Below are 24919 nucleotides of genomic sequence, written 5' to 3' on the forward strand. Positions count from 1 at the left end.
CGTATATCTGGGTCCGTTCTATGTACCGACCCAAGCCGCTCAGCCGGCTCGATCATCCCCGCGAGATGATCCGTCAGTTCACGCCCAACTGGTTTGCCGCGACGATGGGCATGGGCATCCTTGCCCTCGCGCTGCCGCAGGTGCCCGGCATCGGACCTTCGCTTAAACCCGTCGGCGAGGTGTTGTGGTTCTTCAATATCGCACTCTTCGCGCTGTTCGCCGGCCTTTATGGCGCGCGCTGGGTGATGTTCGGGCACGAGGCGCGGCGCATCTTCGGGCATAACACCGTGTCGATGTTCATCGGCACCATCCCGATGGGCCTCGCGACGATCATCAACGGCTGCTTCGCCTTCGGCATCGCACGGTTCGGGAATGGCATCGTACCGGTCGCACACGTCCTGTGGTGGATCGACGTCGCCATGTCGCTCGCCTGTGGCGTGCTGATCCCGTACATGATGTTCACCCGTCACGAGCACAGCCTGGACGGCATGACGGCGGTATGGTTGCTGCCGGTCGTCGCTGCCGAAGTGGCGGGCGCCAGCGGCGGGCTGCTCGCGCCGCATCTGGCCGATCCTCACGCGCAGCTCGTCACGCTTGCGACCTCCTATGTGCTGTGGGCCTATTCGGTGCCGGTCGCGTTCGGCATCCTCGCCATCCTCATCCTGCGCATGGCGCTCCACAAACTGCCGCACGAGAGCATGGCGGCGTCCTCCTGGCTGGCGCTGGGACCGATCGGCACGGGTGCTCTGGGCATGCTGGTGCTCGGGGCGGACGCGCCGGCTATCCTCGCGGCGCACGGCTGGCCGGTGTCGGTGCCGTCGCGCATGGGGATCGAAGCTCGGAGGATCGCGGGGATCAGGGATGCCCTGCTGAGGCTGTCAATCGGCCTGGAGCATGTGGACGATCTGATCGCGGGGCTGGAAAAGGGATTTAGCGCTTGAGTGAGGATCCCGATCCAGCTCCACTTTGCCGTCACGAGGAACTGGCCCGACGCGAGAACCGATTGAGGGCGGCGAAGGCTTCATCCTCCATCACGTCGGCGAAGCAGCTCCCCGCTATCGATGACCTCGAAGGTGCAAGCATCGATATACCGGACCGGCTCCCCCGTAGAGAGGGCTAGCCGCCGCGCGCCTGGATAACGGCGCGGGCCAGCATCGGTATCGAGCTGGCCGACATGACGGTATTCCACCACGATCAGCGGAGAGCCGTCGTCCCCGACGCAGCGATAACGGGCGCTCTCCTCCTCCATACGAACGTTGTCAGGACAAAGCCGTGGCGCCTGCCACGGCTCTGCCCCGTCTCGTCACGCCGCTAACAGCTCGTCGGCGGGACCGAAGAACTCATAGTGAATGCGATCGGAAGGCACGCCGGCGAGCGACAGCGTGGAAACGAACGTCCGCAGGAACGGGCGTGGCCCACAAAGATAGTAATCGGCTTCAGCGCCCATCGTTTCCTGGCGCAGCCACTCCTCGTCGATCAGACCCGCCTCATCGAAATCGCGCTCCGCCACATCCTCGGTCCGCGGCTGCTGATAGAAGGTTGTGATCCGGATGTTGGGGCGATCAGCCACAAGCGAGCGCACATGATCACCCATTGCGTGCGTCGAACCGTTGAGAGTTCCATGCGCGTAATGAACAGGCAGGTCCGGATGACGCTGGGCAATCGTCTCCAGCATCGCCACCATCGGTGTCAGCCCGACGCCGCCCGAGAGCAGCACCACAGGCCGTTCCGGACGATCGGCCAGGAAGAACTCGCCGGCAGGCGGTGCGACCTTGAGCACCGTTCCGGGTGCGGCATGATCGTGGAGCCAGTTCGAGGCGATCCCCTGCGGCTCGCGCTTGACCGAGATGCGATAGGTCGTGCCGTTCGGGGCAGCCGAGATGCTGTAGTTGCGCTTGAGCGGCGGATGACCGGGGATTTCGAGCCAGAAGGTGAGATACTGGCCCGGCTTGTGCGCGATGACGGGCCGGCCATCGGTCGGCCGTAGCACAAACGAGGTGATGATCGCGCTTTCGGGCCGCACCTCGTCAACGACGAACGTCCGCCATCCGGACCATCCGCCTTCGGCAGACGCCAGGTCGTGGTAGATATGGTCCTCACGCGCGATCAGGATGTTGGCGAGGAACCAATAGGCCTCGCCCCAGGCTCCGAGGATTTGGGGCGTCGCGGCCTCTCCCAGGACCTCCTTGATCGCGCCGAGCAGGGCTTCGGCAACGTAAGAGTAGTGCTCAGGCAGGATTTGCAGGCCGACATGCTTCTGCGCGATCCGCTCGACTGCTGGCGCCAGTGCGCCGAGATTGTCGATGTTTCGACCGTAAGCGAGGATGGCGGTCGCGAGCGCCTTGGGCTGCGAGCCCGTCTCGCCATGATGCGACTGGTTGAACAGGTCGCGGATCATCGGGTTCTCGAACATCCGCGCGTACATGACGCGCACGATTTCCAGCCCATGTGCTTCAAGGGCCGGAACGGTGGCTTTGACGAGCGCGATCGTCTGCTCGCTCAAGGGCTGCGACATAAGGTCTCCTGCTGAATGGGGCGGTCATTTGACCGTCGAGGATAGGGATCAGCCGCTGGGCGGCTCGTTATAGAAATCGACCTGCATCTTCATGGCCCCGAGCGGTTCCACGAAATGCGGTTGCTCGGGCAGGATCAGCCCGGGCACACCCGGCGTGATGATCGTCTCCGATACCGGGTCAAGGTAGGTGAGCTTCAACCTGCCCTCCGTCACCCGGATCACACCCCACACCTCGGCCTTCGTGCGATGCTCGCTGCGCAAGGCGGCAGGGAGCGTCGCCTCATTGAACACCGGGGTAGAGCGGTAGGGAATGGCGGCGCTCATCTCAGGCGGCCTTGCGATCTTGCGCGGACGGGAGCTTGAAGAACATTGCGAGCTGAAGGCTTTCCGCAATGCGGGCCGCCTTGGCTTGGAGAGCCGCTGCGGCAGCAGGCGCCATCACGCCCTCGGTGACCATGGCCCACAATGACAGCCAGCGATCGAACAGGGCGGGGGTAATGCGTCCGGTATGCCGGAGGTGCGCCGCAACGGGATTGCCCTTGTAGCGCCCACTGGTCAGCATCACCGACGACCAGAACGCGGTGAGCTTATCCAGATGCTCGGGCCAGTCGGGAATCGCGGCATTGAAGATCGGGCCGAGTTCGGCGTCCTCCCGAACCCGCGCGTAGAACAGGGCGATAAGCCGCTCCAGCCCTTGCTCGTCGATCTCAGCGAAACCGCTCACGAGTCGTGCTCCAATCATGTACCAGGTATGCATCTAATCAGCAGCTTTGAAACATGCAACGGAAATACATATAAGCGGCACCGGCCAATGAGGCCTTGACCGGGAGACCCAATGCGGCTGACGCGCTACACCGATTATGCGATGCGGGTGCTTCTTTACGTCGGCGCGCGCCCCGAGCGGCTGTGCTCGATCGCGGAAATCTCGCGTGCCTATGGGATTTCCCAAAACCACCTGATGAAGGTGGTCCATGACCTCGGCAAAGCCGGCTATCTCGCCAGCGCTCGCGGCAGGTTCGGGGGTATCAAGCTCGGGCGAGCACCTGAGGACATCATCGTCGGCGCTGTCGTTCGGCACACCGAAGACGGCTTCGATCTCGTGGATTGCGGCACATGCATCATTGCCCCGGCCTGTGGACTGACCGGTGCCCTTCGCGAGGCGTTGGCTGCCTTTCTGGCTGTTCTCGATGGCTATACACTCGCCGACTTGCTCGCGAAACGTAGCGAAATAGCGAACCTGTTCGCTCCGAAGGCGGCTTGAGTGCCAAACAGGCCGATGTCGTGGACGCAATCCAAACGCGGCCCCATAGCCCTGTCCATGAAGACTCATCACTTAATGCTTCTGTGCCTCGCCGGCTGCGGCAACATGCCCAAGGACCCGGAGGGTACGCTCGATCGCATTCGTCAAGAACACGTCATCAGGGTCGGCCGTGTTGAGGGTGGGTCGGCTGCCGATGCGTCAGACTGGCGACGGGTTCTGGCACGCGTGGAGGCATCGACGGGAGCGAAGCCGGTCTTCCAACCCGGCATGCTGGAGCCGTTGCTGCTGGACCTGGAGGCGGGCAAGCTCGACCTCGTGGTGGGTGGACGTTTCGACGAGAAGACACCGTGGAAAACGCGAGTGACCCTCGGTCCGCCAATCGCGAAGGCCGAAACGCCAATTGGTACGACCGCCAGTCACATCGTTGCGCGGAACGGCGAGAATGCGTGGATCATGTTGGTCCAGCGCGAAGCTAAGGCGGCGGGGAAAGAGCCGTGAGAGAAGGAATCCCCGATCAACTGCAAGGCGCCATGCGCCGTGCCGAGCGCCTTGAGTGGTGGTCCATCGCGTGGACGATCAGCGTGATCGTGGTCATGGGCGCGGCGATGGGTTCGAGCCAGACCATGAAGACGGCCTGGATCGAAGATTGTCTCAGCCTGATCCCGCCGGCGGTCTTCCTGATCTCGGCGCGCGTGGAACGTCGTCCCGCTAACGCGCGCTTTCCCAACGGGTTCGCGCGCGTACCGAGCCTCGCTTTCGTCATCGCCGCTACGGCGCTTACGGCCTTGGGCAGCACGTTGCTGGTCGATTCCGCGATGAGCCTGGTCTCGCAGGAGCACGCGACCGTGGCCGCGGTCCATATCTTTGGGAAAGAGATATGGCTGGGATGGATCATGGTGGCAGCGCAGGTCTACTCGATCGTCGTGCCTGTGGTGCTCGGATGGCTGAAACTGCCCTTGGCAAAGCAGCTCAACGACAAGACACTCTTTACCGATGCCATGACCCAGAAGGCGAACTGGATGACCGGGATCGCGGGAATAGGCGGCGTGATCGGCATCCGACTTGGGTACTGGTGGGCGGACGCGGTGGCTGCCGGGCTGATCTCGCTCGACATTCTCAACGACGGCATACGAGCGCTTCGAGCGGCATCGGCCGAACTCGTCGATGGGGCGCCGCGGGCACTGGACAGCGACGATATCGCGGAGGATGCCTCAGCGCTACACGCCGTACTCGATGCACGGTTCCCCGGTGCCGAGATACATCTGCGGGAAACCGGCCGCGTGATCAGCGCTCAGATCGTCGGCGCGACGCCGCCTGACGATACGCTCGATGTCCGTGATTATTGGCCGGGCGATCCCGATCGCGCTTGGCGGCTAGGGCACATCAGCTTCGTCCCGCCCCGCTCCGATCGGGGCGATGTACCTGGAAACTGAGGACTCCCGGCGAGCTGAGACTACCCGACTCCGTATTCCACTTTTCGTATGCGCTGTTCGGCTTAAGCAAGTAGTTGATCGCTGAGACCTGATTCCTACCCTCTTGTCATTTGCGCCAGTGTCCGTCGTCAGAACATTCGGCACAACTCGCGACGTAGATTAGCGGAGTGCGGACCTCGTCAGGGGGTTGATGTTAGGCGGCGAACTTGCGGTGCTGCAAGCGCCGATGTTCGATGGTCTGTCGCTTGATCCTTTCGCGCAGTTTGATGATTGCCGGAGCCCTGCCGAAGTAGGCGTCGGCAGGCGTCACGTTGGCCAGGCTCTCGCGGTATCGCTGGTGATTGTAGTGCTCGACGAAGGTCTCGATGTGGGCTTCGAGGTCACCGGGCAGGAAGTAGTTTTCCAGCAAGATGCGGTTTTTCAGGGTCTGGTGCCAGCGCTCGATCTTGCCCTGGGTTTGGGGATGGCACGGGGCGCCGCGGACATGGCTCATCTTCCGGGCCTCGATGTATTCCGCCAGCTCACCCGCGATGTAGCTGGGGCCATTATCGCTGAGTAGCCGGGGTTTGTGCAGCACCGTGGCGCTGTCGCAACCAGAAGCCGCCAGGGCGAAATCCAGCGTGTCGGTGACGTCCTCGGCTCGCATGTTGGTGCACAGCTTCCAGGCGATGATGTAGCGTGAGAAGTCGTCAAGCACGGTCGACAGATACATCCAGCCCCACCCGATGATCTTGAAGTAGGTGAAGTCGGTCTGCCACATCTCGTTCGGCCGCGTGGTTTTCGTGTGGAACTGATCGGCAGCCTTGATCACGACATAGGCCGGGCTGGTGATCAGGTCGTGGGCCTTCAACAGGCGGTAAACCGTGGATTCCGACACGAAGTAGCGCTGCCCATCGGTGAAGCGCACGGCCAGTTCCCGGGGGCTCAGCTCAGACTGTTCCAGCGCCAACTCGATGATCTGGTCGTGGATGCCCGCCGGGATGCGGTTCCACACCCGGCTCGGCGCCGATGGCCGATCTTCCAACGCCTCCGGCCCGCCTTCGAGGTAGCGATCATACCAGCGGTAGAATGTCCGACGAGGGATGCCGAGTTGGTCCAGCGTGCGCTTGGCCGACAGGTGCGACTGCTCGACGGTTCTGATGATCTCGAGCTTCTCGGATGCGGGATACCTCATTCGTCGTTGCCCCCATCCGCGACCATGCTTTTTTGAGCAGACGGTTTTCCAGTGTCAGATCGGCCACGCATTCCTTCAGGGCCCGGGCTTCGCGGCGCAGGTCCTGGACCTCTCCGGTGGTCGCGGCACGGGCGGTGTCGCCGGCCAGGCGGCGCTTGCCAGCTTCCATGAACTCCTTCGACCAGGTGTAATACAGGCTCTGGGCAATGCCTTCCTTGCGGCATAGCTTGGCGATGCTGTCTTCCCCGCGCAGGCCATCCAGCACGATGCGGATCTTGTCCTCGGCCGAAAAGTGGCGCCGGGTCTGTCGGCGGATGTCCTTCACTACCCGCTCTGCTGGGGCCTTGGCGGGCGATTTTACATTGGAGGATCTGGGCTTCATCTTCGTTCCTTCGTCACTACGACGAAGCCCAGATCCTCCTTAAATCACAACCTCAAATCTGTGCCATTGGTGCTGACGGCGGACACGCGACCTTGGTGAGCTTCGAATCCGTGCCCGCGGACTTGAACGCGAACGCGGCCCCGGCTGCCGCGGTGCTGGCGACGGCCGCTCCAACGAGCACCTTCTGCTTCGTGTCCATCAGACTGTCCCTCTCTCAAGCGGCCGCGCGACCGACGTGTTCCTGCTCGTCCTCTCCTCATCACCAGCGGATGCAATCTTGAACGCCAAGATTTGTGCGCGGTGGATCTGGGGAGGCTCGGCGAACAGCGAAGCAGCGCTTCCCGATAGCGCCGTGCCGATTTCGCCCGACAGATGCGTCTCGCGCCCTGCCTCGTCGGCGAAGGTATCGAGGATGGCGAACCGAGTCTTTCCGAGACGCAGAGCGTACCACGACAGGGTGCCAGGCTCCCGCTCCACGGCCGATCGGGCTCCTTGGAGGAAGCGGGCAACCTCTTCCTCCGCACCGTCCCGTGCTTCAAGCGGAACATGCAGGGCCAAGCGCGGCAGGGCGTCCGCCGCCGGCACCTTGAGGGCGAGGATGTCGGCCGGCTCGATCTCCGGCAATCCGTTGAGGATGGTGAAGGTCTTCACCACCAGCGCCCGGCCGACCGTGCCGAACAGATGCTTCAGCCGGCCGGCATTGCCGGGGAAGGTATCGAAGATGGCGAAGTCGGCGGGGCCAAAGCGCAGCGCGTACCAGTGCCGCGTGTCCTGCTCATGCTCGACCGGCTCCAGCGCACCCCGGAGGAATTCAGCGGCATCTTCCTGGTGGGTCGGCCCGGCTTCAATGCCTACGAACAGTGCCTTGTGCATCTTTTCTCTCCTTGTTCCGATGGTAGCGCCTCGAGCTCCACGGAAGGCGTTCTGGGCCTAAATCATGGGAAGTTCGCGCGGCCGGGCGCCGAGCGGGAACGCCGCATCGATCATGCCGAGTTCGGCGTCCGTCACCCAAGCGTGATCCATGCGGATGTGGGAGACGAGGTTGCCGCCCGCGTCGACCACGGCCACGTTGCTCGGCGACCCGATCTCGGCCGCCTTGACCTGACCGGCGGCGATCACGCGTTGAGCGTCTTCGAGCGACACGGACTCTTGCTTAATGGTCATGAGACTCTCCTTGGCTCGCTCGCAAGCGCCTTCTGCTTCGTGTCCATCAGCGGTGCCTTCAGGTCATTTGGAGGCGTGATCGATAGCGTCAACAAGCCGGTGAGCAGCCGGGTTCCTGAACATTCCTCATAACATAGCTTGGTACCTCATGCTCCATTTGGCCGCAGCCCGCTGTGGCCTGGTCCTAGCGCATTGGACACCTGCCAGCGCAGTTCCGGGAGCACGTTTTCCTCGAACCAAGGGTTCTTTGTCATCCACCCTCTCGACCTCCACGACGGGTGCGGCAAGGGAAAGTGGCGGGGAAGGTATCGATCGAAGTGACGCACGCGGTCGGCCATCCTTCCTGAACCGAGCACATGTTCCTGTGCGTAGGTCCCGACGAGTAGGGTGAGCTGCAGGTGGGGAAGCTGTGCGAGCAGCGGCTCCCGCCAAAGTGTCGAGCATTCAGGGCGAGGCGGCGCATCACCGCCGCCGCTGGCTCGCCCGGGGTAGCATAAGGCCATCGGAACGATGGCGACCCGTGCCGCGTCGTAGAACTGCTCGTCAGAGATGCCCATCCAGCGCCTCAGCTGGTCGCCGGACGCGTCAGAGAAGGGGATGCCACTCGCGTGTGCCTTGGTTCCTGGCGCCTGACTCGCGATCAGAAGGGTGGCACTCTTGGACAGCTGCAGGACGGGCCGCGGGCCGAGAGGGAGGTAATTGGCGCATGCGCTGCATGATCGCACCCTCTCTATCAAAGGCCCCAATTCGTCCGCAGTTCCTCCGTCCATAAGTTGTGAATGTCTCCCTGCTTGAGGTGTTCCCTGGCCAAAGCCCGATGTATCGCATTGCGATATACCAACGACATGGCTATAGGTTTTTGCACGCCCGTGGGGTGATACGATTTGTGTCTGCCCGGCTCGGACCGAATTGATGGAGAAGTGGCATGGCGCACGCGCAAGGCTCAGAATGGCCGGTGCTTGCAGCTTGTATCGGCAGAGATCGCCCACCGACGGCCGGTGAGATCGACAGACTTGCAAGCCGGATCTGGCACGAAACTCATCCAGGTGCACTCGGGTGGGACAGTGTGACGCGAGGCAGCGAGCTTCACAGGCAAACGTTCGAGGTCGCACTTGTGGCGGTGGGGATGCCCCAACGTGACGATGTGCACTCGTCGACGTTGCGCCAGCGAGCACTACGCGAAAGCCCGATCTCCGAGTCCATTGAACACAACGTGTCGCTTGCGCCCAGAACCCTGCCTCTACCGGAGGAAGGGGATACCGTTTCGGCGTCTGTGGCTCCGGAAATGAGAGCGGACATCGATCCGAGCGGCGAGCTTCTCGGCGATGACGATTATGCCACTTTAGCTGCGTTCCGCCAGAACCTCCGCAGCTTTCTCCGTTTCAGCGAAATTGCGGCCGAGGCAGCCGGCATCACTGCGCAGCAGTACCAAGCGCTCCTTGCGCTGCGAGCAGCCCCGGATTGCCAGCTTTCGGTAGGCGAGTTGGCAGACCAGATGCTGCTTCAGCCGCACAGTACGAGCGGTCTCCTTAATCGGCTCGAGGCTATCGGCATGGTTGAGCGGCTGAGGTCAGGGAGCGACCGGCGGCGGGTTGGGATCCGGCTCACCGCGGCGGGGCGGGCGCTACTGTCATCACTGGCGAATGCGCACCGTGCGGAGTTAGCACGGCTGCGTCCGATGCTTGACAACGTGGTTTCCCGGCTGTGACAGGTCGAGAGATGCCTTCCCTTGTGCTGCACTCTATGGGGCACACGGATGCCTGAGATGCTCCCGGTTTTCACAATCGGCCATTCGACCCGCTCAATCGTTGAGTTCGCCGCCTTGCTGCAGACTGGCGGCGTGCAGCTTGTCGTGGATATTCGCAGCGTCCCGAAATCGCGGACCAATCCACAATATAATCTGGACGCGCTTCCCGATGCCTTGGCCGAGTTCCAGGTGGCCCATATGCGGTTCGCGGAGCTCGGTGGGCTCCGGAAGAAGTCGGGAATGCCGGCGGACGCGAACGCCTTGTGGCGCAACCAGAGCTTCCACAATTATGCGGATTACGCCCTTTCAGAGCCGTTCCGTTCCGGTCTGGCCCATCTCCTCCAGGTGTCAGCGGAGCGCCGTACCGCCATCATGTGCGCGGAAGCCGTCTGGTGGCGGTGCCATCGCCGGATCGTAGCCGATTACCTCATCAAGGAGGGCAGACGCGTGTTCCACCTGATGTCGGAGACGACGGTGAGCGCTGCTTCAATGACCCCCGGGGCCATCGAAGCAGCAGACGGTCTTCACTACCCAGCTCAAGAGCTAGGCGCGGCAACCGAATAGCATCGTCATGCGGGCAGTTCGAAGCTATCCGCCCGCGCGAGATTCCAGGCGGCACTGTAGAAGTCACGGTTATGGGAGTTGGTGAGCAGCTCGCCTTCCTCAAGGAAGATGTGAAGCTGTGAGAACAGCCGGATCTCGGTTAGAGACACGCGCCGCACCAGATGATGGGGGCCAAGCAGCGAGGGATGGTCCAGGCCTGCCGCCGCGGTCATCTCAGCGAGCGCCTTCATGGTGTTTCGATGGAAGTTGTACAGTAAGCGTGTTCGGCAAGCCGCCTTGCGGTAGCGCCGGTAGGCGGGATGCTTTTCGCCTTTGATGAGGGCGCGGGCGGTGCGGGAAGTTGTGGGTTCTACGACTGGTCATACGAGCGCTCGTATGACCAGTCGTATGGAAGTCGTTGGCCGTGTATCGGGCCGACGGCGATGGTCGGATGCGGAGAAGCTGGAGATCCTGGCGGAAGCGTTCCGGCCGGGGGGCGGGTTTGCGACGTCATCGCCCGGCGTGAGGTGTCGAGCAGCCTGATCTACACGTGGCGCAAGCAATTGCGGGAGGGCAAGCTGGCGGGCGTCGTGGCTTCGTTACCGGTGTTCGCCGAAGTGCAGGTGGCGGAACCGGTCGTGCGGACACCGCAGCCGGCACCATGTCCACCGGGGTTCATCCAGATCGAACTGCCGGGTGGCGTACGGGTGAGCGTGGATGTTGCCGTGGATGCGGGGGCGCTGGCACGGGTGCTGTCGGTGCTGCGATGAACCCCTCGACGCCTTCGTCTTCGGCGACACTCCCATCAACGAAGGGCTGGTGCGCTCACTGTACAGCGGCTCGTTCCTCTCCGGTCGGCGCAACGTCGTGCTGGTCGGCGGAACGGGCACCGGCAAGACGCACCTTGCCACCGCCATTACCGCCAACGTGGTGCGGGCCGGCGCCCGCGGGCGCTACTTCAACACGGTCGACCTGGTGAACCGGCTCGAGGAGGAAACGCGCCTCGGCAAGGCCGGCACGCTGGCGGCCCAGCTCTCCCGGCTCGACCTCGTGGTGCTCGATGAGCTCGGCTACCTGCCTTTTGCCCGCTCGGGCGGTCAGCTGCTCTTCCACCTCGTCAGCAAGCTCTATGAGCAGACCTCCGTCATCGTCACGACGAACCTCGCCTTTGGTGAATGGCCGACGGTCTTTGGCGACCCCAAGATGACCACCGCGCTGCTCGACCGCATTACCCACCATTGCGACATCGTTGAAACCGGCAACGACAGCTGGCGCTTCAAACACCGAAGCTGACGCCCGGGGCACCCCGAAGAGGACGCTTTGCGCTGGTTGCGCCTCCGGTCGGGCTGCGCCCGCCCTACGCCGCAACCAGCGCAAACGGTGCGACCCTCATACCCGTCACGCTGCTTGACGAAGGGGGTCCCTTTTGCACGCCGATAGAGGGTCCTTTTTGGACGCCGATTGACAAGCCTCTTCGAAAGACCTGCGTAGAAGCGGTCGTCGAGCGACTTCATCACCGGGTTCTTCCACCCATCGGTCAAGCCCTGAGTGAAGCCGGCCGGATCGTCGCGGCGATACGCCTCGAAGTCTGCAAAGATACCCGCAGCTTCAAGGTCGCCCATCGCGACCAGGCCTTGCCTGATGTCGCTGAGGGTGCCTTCGACCAGCCTGCTGTTGTGCCCGAATTGGGCGTGGCCACCGTTGTTCACCTGGGCGAGGTAGTAGTCGACGCTATAGCCCATCAGCAGCTCGGGGGGCAGCTCGGCGCGCGTGAATCCGCCGTCGAACAGAAGCCGGTTGACGATCTCGACAACGGTTTCCGTCATGTAGGACGGATTGTGGCTGTCCATGATGGACTGCGCCATCGGCACACGTGCCGCGTGGAACGGCTGCTCAGGAACCGCGCGCGTGGGGCGTTTGCCCCAGCCGAATAGCGCCATAACTTCCCCCCTGTGGCTCCGGTGATGGCCGGCCAGTAACGTCACGCCGGCTCACGCCTGCCGATGGTGACAGGGACGCTGGTTCGCACAAGGGGGGAGTTGGAGTGATCACGCGAAAGCCGACGCAAGGCTCGCCTCCGCGCGACCAGTACAGGTTAGGCGGCCTCGGCTTCGCCAATCTTCCGTTCGAGATGGCCATGCTCATGGTCATGAACCAACTTGGTCAGCGATGGCTCGTCCATCTCGGCCAGCAAGTCGGACAGCTTCTCATTCGGCTCCGCGCCTTGGGCGAACGATGACCCATAGATCTTCCGCAGGGTCCTCACGAGAGTGTTGCCATGTTTGCGGCTGATCTCACCGTTCTTGTCACGGTGACGTCCATGCAGACCCGGTTGCTCCATCATGATCTCCCGTCTGAGCAGTTTGGTAGACGGGAGAACGCGGGGGAAGAGGCTCTGCTCCAACGCAGGCGCGAGCCAGTTCCTCACCGCCGTTGATGCTGTTCCTGATTTAGCTGGAAAAGCCGCGACAAAACCTCATCGTCTAAGAGGCGCCCGGAACGCCAATCGTCCCCCCATCCATAGGCATCTGCAACGGCTTCATCGAGCACTGCATGAGCATTGGCTAACCACTGCGGCCGTGCATTGTACAGGTTGGTCAGCGTCCGCGTTTTGAGTTCCTTTGCGGCATCCTCATCCTTGGGGATAAGACGATCGGGATAACCCGCTACGACCTCCGGAATCCGGATAATCAGCTCTTCCGGGTTGAGCCAGCTTTCGCGACCGTCGTTTAGCCGCGCTGCAGCCGAAGCTATTGCTTGGGCTCGAGGATCATCGGCATAACCGGCAGCCGGTCGGTTTGGCGTCAGACCATCAGGAAATGGGAAGGTCTCGAACCCGAGAGAGGGTGTATATTGGGGGTCGTTTCCGACGCCATGCCAGCCGCCAAGCGCCAACGACCACAGCTCGTGAAAACGGGAATGTAAGATGCCAAAGGTAGTATCGTCGTCTCGGGCGATAACAGCCACGCGGCTGTCTGGCACGGTAAGCGGCTGCGCCCAAACGAACAGGCGGTGCTTTGCGACACGGGGGGTAAAAATCGCTCTCGTGAGACCAGCGCATGCCTCGGCCATGTCACGTCCGGACCTACCCAAACGCCACCAGTTCTCACGCCGGCCCTCGTCACGATTGCGATCCCGCAAAGGTTTCACATCGGTTCTGACATACTCGAATGGAGCCTCGAAGAACGCGGCTTCGTCGAGAGCCATCTCGCCGAAGTTGACGATCCACCGATCAGAAGGCCGTCTAGTTATATCCATGCCATTTAGGAGTGGGCGCACAACCTCTGCGTTCAAACGGCCATTCGGATTCTTGGGCTTCCTCAGCCAGCTCCTTGCGGTTTCCCCTTCCACATCGAACGGCCCAACCTTGACCGGACCTTGAAACGCGACGTTCCGGTTCGCTGCGAGGCGGGCCGCAGTCGTGAGATCGGCACCGCCGCGCTCGGCTGACAGATCGGCAAAGATCCGACCGACCGGGACGCCGTTCAGCTGAGCGGGCAGCCCATGGTCACGGTCGAAGCACACCAGCGACACCCGAACCGCCGCTCCCTCGACCGTCCATCCTTCGTCACTCCAAGCAGCGAAGATGCGCCCCTGGTCAACGACCGGCTTTAGGACATCACGGTTTGCACTTCCTCGAATGCTATTCGTTGTCACGAGCCCTGCGCGATCCAGGCGTTCCCCGGCCATCATCGACCACGCTGCAGCGAACCAATAACAGACGAGATCAGCGCCTCCGGGCACCTCGGGCCACGCCTCGCGGAGTGCGCGAGTATAGTCCTCACCGAGCTCGGCGATCATCTTCTTGTTGCCCAGGAAGGGAGGATTTCCAATCACGGCATTTGCAGTCGGCCATTCGGCACGTGTGCCATCCTCCCGGAGTACCGCGTCTCGACACTCGATTGTCTCGAGTGGTCGAAGGATGGGGTTCTTGGCGGCATCAAACCCATTCCGCCGCATCCACTGGATTTCGCCGATCCAGACCGAAACTCTCGCGAGCTCCGCAGCATACGGGTTAAGCTCAATCCCGAGCACGCATTCGGGGCCAACGCGCGGAAAGCCCCGGGGCAAGCCGAGCGCCTCGGAATCGAGATTGGCTCTGTGCTCTATGTCCTTGAGCGCCCGCAGCGCGACATAAAGGAAGTTGCCCGACCCGCAGGCGGGATCGAGGACTCGGTACTGTGCCAGCTGCTCAATATAGGATTCGTGGATTGCCGCAGCCTCGGCAAGCGCGCGGGTGCGCTTGCCCAGCTCGGCGCCGCGAAGAAGCTTTTCCTTGGTTTGACGGGGGGCATTCTCGACGAGCGTGGTCATACGGGCTCTGGCTTCGGCCCACCTGGCCTCCATGGGCTCGATGATCACAGGGCGCACGATCGCCATGATCTTGTCGCGATCGGTGTAATGCGCGCCCAATTGGCTGCGCTTTGCGGGATCGAGCCCGCGCTCGAACAACGTACCAAGGATAGACGGGTCGACCTGGCTCCAGTCTCGCCCGGCTGCGCGTAGAAGCTGCTCGATGTCGTCCGCTGTCACAGGCAGAACGGCGTCGTTCTCAAATAACCCGCCGTTGAACCACTCGATAGCGGTGAAACCGACCTTGCCGCCACGATGGGCCATAGCGCCGAATAGCGTCGAGGCGTTTTGCGAAAACTCGTCTACGCTGCGGCGGCTCACCTCGAGCATTTTAGTAAACAGGTGATCCGGGAGGAGGCCAACATCCTCCGCGAACATGCAGAATACCAAGCGATTGACGAAATGCGCCACGTCGTGCGGCTCGTGGCCGCGATCACGCAACCGCTGAGCCAGTCCGGCGAACTCAGCGGCCGTTTCCTCGGTGAGTTCCTGACGCGACTTTTTGGGACGGAAGACCTCCGGATCAAGAAACGCGGCCCTGAGCCGGTCCCGCACCGCAGCGTCCACCAGGTCGTCGAGCACAAATTCGTGCTTTTCCTGCACGCTGTTGGTCCAGTTGGTCCGGATGACGATTCGGGCCATGTCGGACACGATCAGCAGCGGCGGATTCTCCAGGGCTACCGCATATTGAAGCAGTTGGGCGTTCGCCTTGTCGAGATTGGCATGACGTCCTTTATATTCCCAGGCGAAGCAGCCTTTGCGCCAGACATCGGCCCACCCCTCTCCGCCGCTCGTTTTGCTGGCACCCTTCTCGAAGGTGAACCAGTCACCCGTAGGATCGGCCGACACCGGATCTGGCAAGCCAAGGAGCGCGCAGAGATCGATGAAGTGGCTCTGTGACGCCGACCGCTCCTTCAGTTCGTTCGCACGCCACTTGGTGAGAAAGTCGTAGGGCGTCATAACATCCAAATCGAAGCAGCGGGGAGGATGCAGGGCATAACTGATTGTGCTCCCCGGGCAATCGCGCTGGAGCAGCGGTCAGCCTCGTGGACCGACGCCACGCCCACATGGCGCCCATCCGGCACCCGCTGGAGCGAGTCCGGCGGACTGAACTCGATCGAGCGTCCGCATCCGGCGAACATAGTCGTATTTCCGGCATTACCAGACGCCGGCGACGCAACATCGGCAGTATGGCAGCTGCTTCCGGCTTTGCGATTGTAGGTTTCCCTGAAATAGTGGACGTAATCCGTCCACAGCAGCACCAGAAAAGAGTAGATTTGTGCCTTAACCAGTGGACGTCGGGCGCACTGGTCGACCGCGCCGCATCCGCGTGAGCCTGCCGCACCCAAAAGCACGAATGTGCGACTACTCTGCCGGAGGGCGCACGTTGGTGATGGTGATGCCTACATCAGCGCTCGCTAGTGGTCCGTCCGTCGTGAGCATCTCGGCCTGCAAGTCGATCGCCAAGGCAAGGCACGCCCGATCGCCGAGAGACAGACCGAGCGCCTTCGTTGCTGGCCGGAGGTCGCCTACTATGAGTGCCTGGGCAGGAGTGAGCGGCCGGACATCGAGGTGCAGCCCGCCAAGCGCCTCACGCACCTCGTCGAGCGGCAATCCCCGGTCCCGAAGCTTGGAAACGACCTCAGCGAGATTGGCCGTTCCGATGATGCTGCGGGTCAGGACGTCGACTACCCGATCCGCACCGGGTTCATCGTTCAGAAGGCAGAGCAGGGCGGAGGCGTCGAGTACGACTTTGCTACTCACGCTCCGCCTCACGCCGACGCTCCGCGATCAGCTCGTCAGCCAAGCCGACACCTTCGGGCACATACTTGCGCAGGATCGCGCGAGCACGCTCAAGTGCCTTAGGTACGGAACGTACCCGCAACTCGCCATCGTCCACATCGACGAGAACGGTGTCACCCGTGGTGATCCCGAGCTCACGGCGCATTGCTGCCGGGATAACGAGCTTACCACCGTCCACGATCTTGACCCTCTGTGCTTCCATCTGCACCAAACCCGCTGTTCCGACCTGTCCAACGGCTTTATACCGGAGAACAAAGTCGGACGCCAGTGCGCAGGTAGGGATCGATGCACGGCCGATCACCGAAATAGCGTTCATCGATGATGGAGCAGCTACTTAGACCCGGTCCGCTTGGCTACGCTACGTAGGATCGGTAGTTGCCGTTCTGAGCCGACTGGGGCATGACTGGCTCACAAGGGTATACCTGGAGTAGCCGACATGACGATCCCGATCCGCGCAGCGCGCGTGTACCTGCGGGTCAGCACCGAAGAGCAGGACCTATCGCGGCAGGAAGCTATCGTCTTCGGCGCGCGCGCAGCGGGCTACTACGTCGCGGCGGTCTACCGAGAGAAGGCGTCCGGCGCACGGCCTGACCGTCCAGAGTTGCTTCGCATGATAGAGGACCTCCAGCCTGGCGAGGTCGTGCTGGCCGAGAAGATCGACCGGATCAGCCGCTTGCCATTGCCACAAGCGGAGCTGCTGGTCGACGCGATCAGAGCAAAGGGTGCTCGACTTTCCGTTCCGGGAATTGTCGACCTTACAGACCTTGTGGCCGACAGCACGGGTGTTTCGCGCATCGTGCTGGAGGCAGTACAGGAGATGTTATTGCGTGTGGCGCTCCAGACAGCGCGGGACGACTACGAGACCCGGCGAGAACGTCAGCGCGAAGGCATCGAAATCGCCAAGCGGGAAGGACGGTATGCCGGGCGCAAGCCCGACCTCGCGCATCATCGCCGAATAATCGGCCTGCGGGACGCCGGCATGAGCATCGCGAGAACGGCGGAATTAGCCGGCTGCAGCATCGCGCAGGTGAAACGGGTCACCGCCGCCCACCGTGCGAGAAGTTTGGTGAATAATCCCGTTGCTTAGGCAGGTAAGTAACCCGTTTCGAGCCAGATGAGAAAGCCCTCGGTCGAGAACGGGGCATGCTTCGACAAGTGCGGGCTCCTTGGCTTTTTTGTATAACGCCCGAGAGCACGACGCCATCGCCGGCCGTCTCGATTTGGATTAGAAACAGAGAATGGCTAAGCCTTTCCGAAAGGGCGTAGAGATCTTGCTTCCGTTCCAATCTATCAAGGGCAGACGCGCTCCTGCATTTGGCTATTCTGGCGCGTCCCAGCCAAGGCCAATAGACTTTTGAAGGGCAATGAAGGCACGATCGAGCTCTCCCGTCGCTTCTAGCACCGCCTGATCGGCGGACAGCGCGGCGCGCTCCGCATCAAGCGAAGATGTTTGAGGCACAGCACCGTGCCGGAAGCGTTGGGCCGCGTACAAGGCCGATTGTCGTGCGCCTTTGCGGCTCTGCAGGCTCGAGGCGAGAGTTTTACGTTGATTGCCAAAGCGGGTGAGGCTGGTCTCCGCATCGGACAGGGCGGCCAGCACCGTCTTCCGGTATTGCGCCTCCGCCTCGTCCCGATCGGCGCGGCCCTGCTCGACCCGAGCCCGGTTGCGGCCGAAGTCGAGAAAGCTCCAGTTGATACGGGGTAGCAAAATGCTCGAAACATTGCTTGGGTCAACAACGTCGCCGATGTTGGGACCGCCCAGGCCGATGATCCCCATGATGCTGACCGAAGGAAACTGCCGGGCGACGTTTACGCCGATCTGCGCGGTCGCCGCGGCAAGCCGACGTTCCGCCGCGCGGATGTCGGGACGTCGCCGGATCAGCGCCGCGGGGTCACCGATCGAGACGCTTTCCGGGATGATAGGGATCGTAGCGGGTGCGCTCAGTGCCGCATCATGCGCACCCGGTTCGTCGCCGGTGAGGAGCGCCAGCTGGTCCAACGTGACGGCGATCTGTCCCTCAAGTGGGAGCAGCGCACCCTGCGTCCGGTTCAACTCCGTCCGAAGTCGAATGACATCATCGCGCGACGATGCGCCGCGACGCTCACGCTGCTCGAGCAGCGTGAGCGATTGCGCCTCCAGATCGGCCGATCGCCGCGCCAGAGTCAACCGCTGTTGAAGCTCCCTAAGGGTTACGTAGTTGCTGGCGACCTCGGCCGACAGCTGCACCCGAGCGTCAGCCAGGTTCGCATTCGCAGCCTCTGCTTGAGCGGACGCGCCTTCGGCAGCGCGCCGGCGACCGCCGAATAGGTCGATCTCCCAAGAGGCGTCGAGACCGGCGTTGTAGAACTCCGCCTTGATGCGGTCATCCTGCTGACCCTGCGGCTGGAGCGCAAGCGATCCGGTCGGCAAATCCGCGACAAGGGCAACGCCCGATGCCGAAACGGATGGAAGCTGGTTGGCTCGCTGCTCGCGCAGTGTGGCGCGCGCCTTACGCACACGCGCTTCTGCGAGGGAGACGTCGGGACTGGCGGCGATCGCCCGATCGATCAGCGCGGTCAGCTGCGCGTCCGCCATAGCGTCCCACCAGCGGGCGAGTGGCGGCCGCGGCGCGGTGTACGCCGGGTCGGCGCGTCGGAAGGACGCGCCGGGACGCTCCGCGTTAGCGATAGCGCGCGGACCACCGTAATCGGGGCCGACAGTACAGCCAGCGAGCACGAGCGGAAGGAGGATAAGGTGACGCGTCATCAGTGCATCGCCATCTGCGTGCCGGAAGAAATCGGGCGTAGGAAAAGCGCAAGCGGCGTCGTGATCGCGATCACGACGCCGAGCGCGAAGAACAGGTCGTTGTAAGCCATTACGGTCGCCTGCTGGAGCATCTGGCCGGCAAGTTGTCGGTAGGCCCCCGCCTCGCCGGCGGGCCCCTCCATGGCGCGCGAGAACCACTGCTGGGTTGTGGCCGCGTTGGCCGAGACCGTCTCGGCGAGACGGTTGAAGTGAATGAATGTCTGCCGGTCTTGCAACGTCGCCATCAACGCCAGGCCGATTGAGCCGCCGAGATTTCGCCCAGCGTTGAAAAGGGCCGAGGCGTCGCCGGCGTCGTCCGGTGACACGGCGCTGATCGCGGCCTGGTTCAGGAACATCATTGCAAAGATCTGCCCGAATCCGCGCACCAGTTGGGAGTTGGTCAGATCTCCCCCGGCGGACTGCGCTGTCAGGTTCCAGTCCATCGCGCAGCTAACCCCCACGAGGGACATACCGAAGAGGACCGCGACGCGCACGTCGAGGTATTTAAAGGCCAAGGGTAGAAACGGCATCATCAGCAACGCCGGAACGCCCGAGACGAACACGACCTTGCCAGATTGAAGCGCACTATAATCGGCCATGACGGACAGGAACTGCGGGATGAGGAAGGTAACCCCATACAGGACGACGCCGATAACCAGGCTGAGCACGAACACGCTGCCGAACGCCCGACTGAAAATAAGCCGCAGCTTCAGCACCGGGTGCGCGGAATGCACCTGACCGATTGCGATCAGCACGAAGCCGAAGATGGTAGCAATCGCCAGCTTCACGATCATCGGCGACTCGAACCACATCTCGCGCTGCCCCTCCTCGAGCAAGATGGTGAGCGAACTCAAGCCAATCATCAGCCCGGCAATGCCCAGCCAGTCGGCTCGGCGAAGTTGGTCCAGCCTTAGCCGCTCGTGGGCGAGTCCAAGCAGGAGCAAGAGGACCAAGGCCGCGCATACCGGCACATTCAGAAAGAAGGCGTAATGCCAGCTGTAGTTGTCGGTTAACCAGCCGCCGATGATCGGCCCGAGCACGGGGCCGAGAATGGCGGTTCCGCCAAAGGCGGCGGTTCCGATCGGCTGCTGGTGGGGCGGCAAGCGCGTCGCGATTATTGTCATCGCCGTCGGGATGAGCGCGCCGCCGGTAAAGCCCTGGCCGACGCGCCCCGCGATCATCATAGGCAACGTCGTCGATATTCCGCAGACGACTGAGAAGCCGGTGAACAACACCGCCGCCCCCAGCAGGAAGTTGCGCAGGCCGAACAAGCGCACCAGAAACGGACTGAGTGGGATCATCACGATCTCGGCCACGAGATACGATGTCGCGACCCAAGTGCCTTCTGTGCCGCTCGCCCCTATCTCTCCTTGGATCGTCGGCAATGCGGCGTTCACGATCGAGATGTCGAGCAGCGCCATGAAAGACCCGATCGTCCCTGCCGCGACTGCAATCCAATCGCGCGCGCTAGCGCGTTGCTTGGACATCAGGGCTGGACCCGTGCGTCGCCGCGCCTGAGGCGTTCCGACTCTTCCTCGATGCGACGCCGGCTGCCCTTGGCGTTTATGGTGTCGACGGTGACCTCCACCGACAGTCCAGGCCGCAACACCTTGCGTGCCTCCGGACCTGCCTCAATGCTGATCCGGACGGGCACGCGCTGCACGATCTTGGTGAAGTTACCAGTCGCATTCTCCGGCGGCAGCACAGAGAACTGCGCCCCCGTCCCAGGCGAAAAGCTGGCAATGCGGCCCCGCAGTTCGGCTGCATCCAGCGCGTCCACCTTGATCGTGACGGGCTGTCCGACCCGCATCAGCGCAACCTGCGTCTCCTTGAAATTTGCGCTGATGTAGAGCTGATCGGTCGGAACGATTGACATAAGCCGGGTTGCCGGCTGGACGAATTGGCCGGCGCGTGCCGCCTTGTCCGCGACGACGCCGTCAATGCTGCTGCGGATCTCTACCGAACCAAGGTTCGTCGAGGCGCGTGTGAGTTGCGCGCGTGTGGTTTCACGTTGCGCGAATGCCTGGCCGATCCGCGCGTCTTGGGTGGCGAGGCTGCGGCGAGCAGCCAACCCGCCGGCACGCTGCGCCCGCAGGTTCGCGAACGCTTGATCTCTTTCCAGCACCAGGCCCGCCAGGCGCTCCCGGGATTCCGCGCCGGACTGAGCCAGTGGCTCGTAGCGGCGAACTTCGTTCGCGGCAGCGGCGGCCGCAGCTTGGGCGCTCGCGACTTGAGCCTCTATTTGTTCGATCGACGCACGCTGCTCGTCAAGCGTTCGCCGCGCAGTGCGAATACCCGCGTCTGCGGCGGCGACCTGGGCCTGCGCCTGCGCAACGTCGGCGCGGTAATCCCGTGGGTCCAGCACCACCAACAGTTGGCCGCGCCGGACCGGCTGGTTGTCGCTTACCAACACGCGCTCGACATACCCGCCCAGCTTTGGGGAAATCGTTACAAAATCCGCGCGGACGTAAGCATTGTTGGTCGACTGAAGGTATTGGCCGGTTTGCCGATAGTTCCAGTACCAGAGCGCCGCCGCGACTATACCGGCGATCAAAGCAGCGACGAGCACATAGCGGATGATCGGAAACCGGGCCAGCAGGCCGGGCTTGCCGGTGGCTTGCTTGTCATCCTCCGCGCTCTCTGCGTCCTCTCTTATGCGTTCGTCGTCTCCGCTTGGTCGCTCGTCATCGTCGGACCTTTGGTTCTCACCAGCCACTCTAAAAGCCTCGGAATATGTAAACCGTATCGAACCATAGACAGCGCGATCGATGGATCCCAGCGATATTATCGGGCTGCGCTTGTAGTCGCTCGCAGGGGTCCGTAGATCACCCCCTCGCCAAAGCCGAACCCACGGGCGCAGGTTTCTGCTGAGGCTCGGCGAGAGGCTTCACTCAGCGATGCAGGAAAACTCGAACTGTGCCGCGCAGGCCGGGATACCGGGATTATCCTGCCACGCTTCAATGTGGACGACGGCCACCCGTCGCCCAATCCGACGGATATCGGGTCGCGCCCTCAGGTCGCGCAGCCGTATGGGGGTCAGGAACTGAACATTCAAGCTGATCAGTCGAGGTAATACCGACTGTTCGAGCCTTCGCGCGACTACGCCGCCGCACGCAAGCTCTAAGAACGCCGTGACTGCACCGCCATGAAGCGCTGGAAGAAGGGGATTGCCGATCAGCTCAGGCCGAGGTGCCAGGGTCCAGAGCGCGCCATCTTCTGACACGTCGATCATGCCGCCGAGCTTGGCGCCGAAGCTCGACGAAGCGACGATGGCCGCGACGCGCTGGTCCATGCTCATACCACTATCGGTCGATTGATCGAGAAGACTCCCTGCGCCGCGGCCACGATGTCCGACGGGTCGAGATCCCATACCTCTGCACAAACGAATGCCATGTTTTCCGAGAGGCTGTAACAATGCGACCATGCGGTCACCTGGCACCCAGGCTCAGGGCGTCGAACGTGATCGACCTTGAGGTTGAGGGTCGAGATCAGAAGCGGACGAGGCAGCCGCGATATAACGGCCGCGCCACACGCTTGATCAACCAGGCTCACGACTGCGCCCGTGGCCACTGCGCCAGTCCGGTCGGACAGGTCTGCCCGCCAGGGTATGCACATCGACGCAACACCATCTCCTGATGAAAGGAGGTGAACGTCAAGCGCGGCGCTCCACGGAATGGTGACCATCCCCGCGTCGGTTAGGACAGACACAGCACAACCCCCGGCATACCATCAAAAAACCACGATCCAGCAGCGCATCGCACTCGTCAACCTCATGCAGAAGAAGTATCCCGTGTAGTTTACATGAGCTGAGAGGATTGCTATCGCCCGAGCAAGGCTATGGAAACGCGATCGAACCGCCTACTGGTCTTCGCCGTCGTCGGCGTTCTCGTCGCGACGTTGCTGGTGTTCGCGGGCTGGCTCTTCTCGGGCAGCAACCCCGGCGGACGCGAATACCTCATTCGGTTCAAGGATAGCGTCACCGGCGTTAGCAAGGGCTCGCCGGTGACCTATTCGGGCGTGCCGGCGGGCTCAGTGACGGCAGTGCGCCTCGCCAGAAATGATCCCTCAACTGTGCTCGTGAAAGTGCGGCTCGACCCCGATATTCCGATTGTACGCGGGGTGGAAGCTACGGTCTCGCGATCCTTGATCGGCGGCGATGCCACCGTAATTCTGGCCGGCGCGCAAAAAAGAGCGCCGCCGATCGTACCAATAGCAGGGGAGCGACTGCCAGTGATCCCCGCCAAAAAGGGAGGCCTTCTCGGCTCGGGTGGAGATCCCATGGCCCTGCTCGAGAAGATCAGCCGCTCCGTCGACAACGTGTCGAGCAACCTCGACGCCAATGGTCAGGAGCGCGTGCGCGCGCGTCTCGCAATGCTCGCCGAGAGCTCGGCGGGCTGGGCGGGAAGGGTGCCGCGGATCTCAAATGGTCTGACGGGAGCCGGCGGAAGGGTGCAGCGCGTCGGCGACTCCATTGCCATCGCCGGCGAAAACGCCGACCGCCTGCGTGCACGAATCCGTGCGGAGCACCGATCGGGCCTTCGTTCTCTCAATGAAAGGTTTCGCAGCACCCAGAGCGCCGCCGAGGCGTTTGGGGCCAAAGTGGAGGCGGCGCGCCCGACAATCCGTAGGATCGAAGTAGAGCGACAGACGGTGACGGACCAAGTGCGGTCAGTCCGCGCAACAACACAGCGCGTCCAGGAGCAGGTGCAGCGGGTCGATCGCGAGGGGCTGCAACTCCTCGGCACGCCGAGATTGCCGGATTACAAGCCTCGGGGCGGAGCCGCTACACCGCCCGGCGTCCCGCCGCCAATCCGTTAACGATGCCGCCATTCATACCCGGCGACAGAGTGAGTGCACAGCCGAACCCGCATCCATGTTGTCTGAATCGCCGCAGCATCACTGCAAGGCCGTGGCGTCGTATAATGCTCTCGTCTAGGATGAGGTCAGCCTCGCGTCGGCAATTCGGGAAACGGGGGTCAAGTTGAACCAATTGGATCAGGAGAAACCCAAGCCTGGAAGGCGGATGGGACGCCCGACTGCCGGAGATGCGATACGATTGACCGGCCACATCCTTAAAAGTGCGCGCGAGCTCTTTTTCGAGCACGGGTTCGATGGAGCAAGTGCCGACATGATTGCCGAGCGCGCCAGGATCTCAAAGCGCACGCTCTACTCCCGGTTCGGCAGCAAGGCTCGTGTGTTTGAGGCCGTGATCCTCGATGAGATTGCTACGCAACTACGCGCGCTCGAGCCGACTGTCGATGATAAGCTCGACATCACATCGAGGCTTCAGGCGATCGCCGACGTCCTGCTGGAATGGCTCCTGACGCCGCGTGTCGCGTCGATGGAGCGGGCCGTCATTGCACAGGCCGTGCGCTTCCCCGCGCTTGCGGCGAACATCCACGATTTCGGCTTTCAACGCGCCGTGCAATGGGTCGCGAGCATCCTCGCTCACGCCAGCGCCAAGGGCGAACTCACGCTGTCGGACCCGGTGTTCGCCGCCGAGCAGTTCGTCACGCTCGTGGTCGTGGCCCCGATGCGCCGCTCCGCGCTCGGGCTCGCCCCCGCCGCCTACGACCCGGCCGCACAGGACCGCGTACGGCGCGGGATCGAGTTGTTCATCGCTGGCTGCCGAACCCAAAGGTAGCTTTTCCTCAAACAGAGAAAATCAGGTGTTATGATCCGTCTGCCTCGTGCTCCACTAAAAGCACGAACTCCGGACTACTCAGTCGGCGGATGCACGTCGATGATGGGTATGCGGA

28 protein-coding genes and 2 pseudogenes are annotated in these 24919 nt (G+C 62.7%); 11 read left to right on the forward strand and 19 right to left on the reverse strand.

Features of this window, described 5'->3' with window-relative positions; genetic code table 11:
• Window positions 1-5 precede the first annotated feature (5 nt).
• Window positions 6-941 (forward strand): C4-dicarboxylate ABC transporter, encoded by a 936-nt coding sequence (locus NLI89_RS19750; RefSeq protein WP_439144553.1) that lies wholly within the window; start codon window positions 6-8, stop codon window positions 939-941.
• Window positions 942-1303: 362 nt separating this feature from the next.
• On the opposite strand, the gene hmpA is transcribed toward NLI89_RS19750, so the two are convergent.
• The 3 genes from hmpA to NLI89_RS19765 are packed head-to-tail and all read right to left on the reverse strand — an operon-like array spanning window position 1304 to window position 3272.
• Window positions 1304-2515: an NO-inducible flavohemoprotein gene (gene hmpA, locus NLI89_RS19755; protein ID WP_145147073.1), complete on the reverse strand. Its 1212-nt coding sequence runs from the start codon at window positions 2513-2515 to the stop codon at window positions 1304-1306.
• Window positions 2516-2563: 48 nt separating this feature from the next.
• Window positions 2564-2839, reverse strand: coding sequence for a DUF1971 domain-containing protein (locus tag NLI89_RS19760; protein ID WP_116462983.1), 276 nt, complete (start codon window positions 2837-2839; stop codon window positions 2564-2566).
• Window position 2840: 1 nt separating this feature from the next.
• The gene (locus NLI89_RS19765) at window positions 2841-3272 is read right to left on the reverse strand and encodes a group III truncated hemoglobin (protein ID WP_198355618.1); all 432 of its coding nucleotides are present in this window, start codon (window positions 3270-3272) and stop codon (window positions 2841-2843) included.
• Window positions 3273-3350: 78 nt separating this feature from the next.
• Between NLI89_RS19765 and NLI89_RS19770 the strand changes: the two genes are divergently transcribed.
• From NLI89_RS19770 to NLI89_RS19780, 3 genes are read left to right on the forward strand one after another with little or no spacing between them, the layout of a single operon-like run.
• Window positions 3351-3776, forward strand: a complete 426-nt coding sequence (locus NLI89_RS19770; RefSeq protein ID WP_116462985.1) for an Rrf2 family transcriptional regulator — start codon at window positions 3351-3353, stop codon at window positions 3774-3776.
• A gap of 57 nt (window positions 3777-3833) precedes the next feature.
• Entirely contained in the window at window positions 3834-4274 is a 441-nt protein-coding gene (locus NLI89_RS19775; protein WP_133177343.1) for a hypothetical protein, read from the forward strand.
• The gene (locus NLI89_RS19780; RefSeq protein WP_238995148.1) at window positions 4271-5209 is read left to right on the forward strand and encodes a cation transporter; all 939 of its coding nucleotides are present in this window, start codon (window positions 4271-4273) and stop codon (window positions 5207-5209) included. The genes NLI89_RS19775 and NLI89_RS19780 overlap by 4 nt, the downstream gene beginning before the upstream one ends.
• A 193-nt stretch (window positions 5210-5402) precedes the next feature.
• Here NLI89_RS19780 and NLI89_RS19785 read toward each other — a convergent pair.
• The 5 genes from NLI89_RS19785 to NLI89_RS19805 form a co-directional block, all read right to left on the reverse strand.
• A protein-coding gene (locus NLI89_RS19785; RefSeq protein ID WP_420822844.1) for an IS3 family transposase occupies window positions 5403-6765 on the reverse strand; the annotation gives its coding sequence in 2 pieces (ribosomal slippage) (window positions 5403-6416 and window positions 6418-6765; 1362 coding nt in all).
• 52 nt (window positions 6766-6817) lie between these two features.
• Window positions 6818-6964 carry a hypothetical protein gene (locus NLI89_RS19790; RefSeq protein WP_018250478.1) on the reverse strand — a complete coding sequence of 49 codons (147 nt, stop codon included), beginning with the start codon at window positions 6962-6964 and terminating at the stop codon, window positions 6818-6820.
• Entirely contained in the window at window positions 6964-7638 is a 675-nt protein-coding gene (locus tag NLI89_RS19795) for a putative quinol monooxygenase (RefSeq protein WP_010408781.1), read from the reverse strand. The genes NLI89_RS19790 and NLI89_RS19795 overlap by 1 nt, the downstream gene beginning before the upstream one ends.
• 57 nt (window positions 7639-7695) lie before the next feature.
• Window positions 7696-7929: a heme-binding protein gene (locus NLI89_RS19800; protein WP_198355616.1), complete on the reverse strand. Its 234-nt coding sequence runs from the start codon at window positions 7927-7929 to the stop codon at window positions 7696-7698.
• Between the two features lie 146 nt (window positions 7930-8075).
• Window positions 8076-8699 (reverse strand): uracil-DNA glycosylase family protein, encoded by a 624-nt coding sequence (locus NLI89_RS19805; protein WP_116463051.1) that lies wholly within the window; start codon window positions 8697-8699, stop codon window positions 8076-8078.
• A gap of 155 nt (window positions 8700-8854) precedes the next feature.
• Here NLI89_RS19805 and NLI89_RS19810 point away from each other — a divergent pair, with 155 nt between their 5' ends.
• Together NLI89_RS19810 and NLI89_RS19815 are read left to right on the forward strand one after the other, a co-directional pair.
• The gene (locus NLI89_RS19810) at window positions 8855-9637 is read left to right on the forward strand and encodes a MarR family winged helix-turn-helix transcriptional regulator (RefSeq protein ID WP_232474420.1); all 783 of its coding nucleotides are present in this window, start codon (window positions 8855-8857) and stop codon (window positions 9635-9637) included.
• Window positions 9638-9685: 48 nt separating this feature from the next.
• Window positions 9686-10240, forward strand: a complete 555-nt coding sequence (locus NLI89_RS19815; protein ID WP_116463053.1) for a DUF488 domain-containing protein — start codon at window positions 9686-9688, stop codon at window positions 10238-10240.
• Between the two features lie 5 nt (window positions 10241-10245).
• Here the strand turns inward: NLI89_RS19815 and NLI89_RS19820 are convergent, their stop codons facing one another.
• Window positions 10246-10470 carry a hypothetical protein gene (locus tag NLI89_RS19820; RefSeq protein ID WP_232474419.1) on the reverse strand — a complete coding sequence of 75 codons (225 nt, stop codon included), beginning with the start codon at window positions 10468-10470 and terminating at the stop codon, window positions 10246-10248.
• Window positions 10471-10746: 276 nt separating this feature from the next.
• Here NLI89_RS19820 and NLI89_RS19825 point away from each other — a divergent pair, with 276 nt between their 5' ends.
• Together NLI89_RS19825 and istB are read left to right on the forward strand one after the other, a co-directional pair.
• The gene (locus tag NLI89_RS19825) at window positions 10747-10989 is read left to right on the forward strand and encodes a transposase (RefSeq protein ID WP_238995146.1); all 243 of its coding nucleotides are present in this window, start codon (window positions 10747-10749) and stop codon (window positions 10987-10989) included.
• A gap of 4 nt (window positions 10990-10993) precedes the next feature.
• Window positions 10994-11512: pseudogene (istB, locus tag NLI89_RS19830) on the forward strand (IS21-like element helper ATPase IstB); the annotation flags it as partial.
• Between the two features lie 200 nt (window positions 11513-11712).
• Here the strand turns inward: istB and NLI89_RS22015 are convergent.
• The 5 genes and pseudogenes from NLI89_RS22015 to NLI89_RS19850 all read right to left on the reverse strand — a co-directional run.
• A pseudogene (locus NLI89_RS22015) lies at window positions 11713-12159 on the reverse strand (DMP19 family protein); the annotation flags it as partial.
• A 155-nt stretch (window positions 12160-12314) separates the two neighbouring features.
• Window positions 12315-12563: a hypothetical protein gene (locus NLI89_RS19835; RefSeq protein WP_198355615.1), complete on the reverse strand. Its 249-nt coding sequence runs from the start codon at window positions 12561-12563 to the stop codon at window positions 12315-12317.
• Between the two features lie 80 nt (window positions 12564-12643).
• Window positions 12644-15532 carry a class I SAM-dependent DNA methyltransferase gene (locus NLI89_RS19840; protein ID WP_145147071.1) on the reverse strand — a complete coding sequence of 963 codons (2889 nt, stop codon included), beginning with the start codon at window positions 15530-15532 and terminating at the stop codon, window positions 12644-12646.
• 405 nt (window positions 15533-15937) lie between these two features.
• Entirely contained in the window at window positions 15938-16336 is a 399-nt protein-coding gene (locus tag NLI89_RS19845) for a type II toxin-antitoxin system VapC family toxin (protein ID WP_116463056.1), read from the reverse strand.
• Window positions 16329-16691 (reverse strand): AbrB/MazE/SpoVT family DNA-binding domain-containing protein, encoded by a 363-nt coding sequence (locus tag NLI89_RS19850; protein ID WP_198355614.1) that lies wholly within the window; start codon window positions 16689-16691, stop codon window positions 16329-16331. Before NLI89_RS19850 ends, NLI89_RS19845 begins: the two co-directional genes overlap by 8 nt.
• Window positions 16692-16811: 120 nt before the next feature.
• Here NLI89_RS19850 and NLI89_RS19855 point away from each other — a divergent pair, with 120 nt between their 5' ends.
• Window positions 16812-17462: a recombinase family protein gene (locus NLI89_RS19855; protein WP_254688538.1), complete on the forward strand. Its 651-nt coding sequence runs from the start codon at window positions 16812-16814 to the stop codon at window positions 17460-17462.
• A gap of 231 nt (window positions 17463-17693) precedes the next feature.
• Here NLI89_RS19855 and NLI89_RS19860 read toward each other — a convergent pair whose 3' ends face one another.
• The 5 genes from NLI89_RS19860 to NLI89_RS21975 all read right to left on the reverse strand — a co-directional run bounded on the left by NLI89_RS19860 (window position 17694) and on the right by NLI89_RS21975 (window position 22844).
• Window positions 17694-19121 carry an efflux transporter outer membrane subunit gene (locus tag NLI89_RS19860; RefSeq protein WP_254688539.1) on the reverse strand — a complete coding sequence of 476 codons (1428 nt, stop codon included), beginning with the start codon at window positions 19119-19121 and terminating at the stop codon, window positions 17694-17696.
• Window positions 19121-20647 carry a DHA2 family efflux MFS transporter permease subunit gene (locus NLI89_RS19865; RefSeq protein ID WP_254688540.1) on the reverse strand — a complete coding sequence of 509 codons (1527 nt, stop codon included), beginning with the start codon at window positions 20645-20647 and terminating at the stop codon, window positions 19121-19123. Before NLI89_RS19865 ends, NLI89_RS19860 begins: the two co-directional genes overlap by 1 nt.
• Window positions 20647-21876, reverse strand: coding sequence for an HlyD family secretion protein (locus NLI89_RS19870; RefSeq protein ID WP_254688541.1), 1230 nt, complete (start codon window positions 21874-21876; stop codon window positions 20647-20649). Before NLI89_RS19870 ends, NLI89_RS19865 begins: the two co-directional genes overlap by 1 nt.
• 171 nt (window positions 21877-22047) lie before the next feature.
• Complete coding sequence (locus tag NLI89_RS19875; protein WP_254688542.1) at window positions 22048-22452, reverse strand: PaaI family thioesterase; 405 nt, start codon at window positions 22450-22452, stop codon at window positions 22048-22050.
• 2 nt (window positions 22453-22454) lie between these two features.
• Complete coding sequence (locus NLI89_RS21975; protein ID WP_368077310.1) at window positions 22455-22844, reverse strand: PaaI family thioesterase; 390 nt, start codon at window positions 22842-22844, stop codon at window positions 22455-22457.
• A gap of 153 nt (window positions 22845-22997) precedes the next feature.
• Here NLI89_RS21975 and NLI89_RS19880 point away from each other — a divergent pair, with 153 nt between their 5' ends.
• Both NLI89_RS19880 and NLI89_RS19885 read left to right on the forward strand, forming a co-directional pair.
• Window positions 22998-23978 carry an MlaD family protein gene (locus tag NLI89_RS19880; RefSeq protein ID WP_254688543.1) on the forward strand — a complete coding sequence of 327 codons (981 nt, stop codon included), beginning with the start codon at window positions 22998-23000 and terminating at the stop codon, window positions 23976-23978.
• A 238-nt stretch (window positions 23979-24216) separates the two neighbouring features.
• Entirely contained in the window at window positions 24217-24804 is a 588-nt protein-coding gene (locus NLI89_RS19885) for a TetR/AcrR family transcriptional regulator (protein WP_254688544.1), read from the forward strand.
• Window positions 24805-24919: the final 115 nt, after the last annotated feature.

Source organism: Sphingomonas faeni (genome assembly GCF_024273235.1).
Taxonomy (GTDB): domain Bacteria; phylum Pseudomonadota; class Alphaproteobacteria; order Sphingomonadales; family Sphingomonadaceae; genus Sphingomonas; species Sphingomonas faeni_A.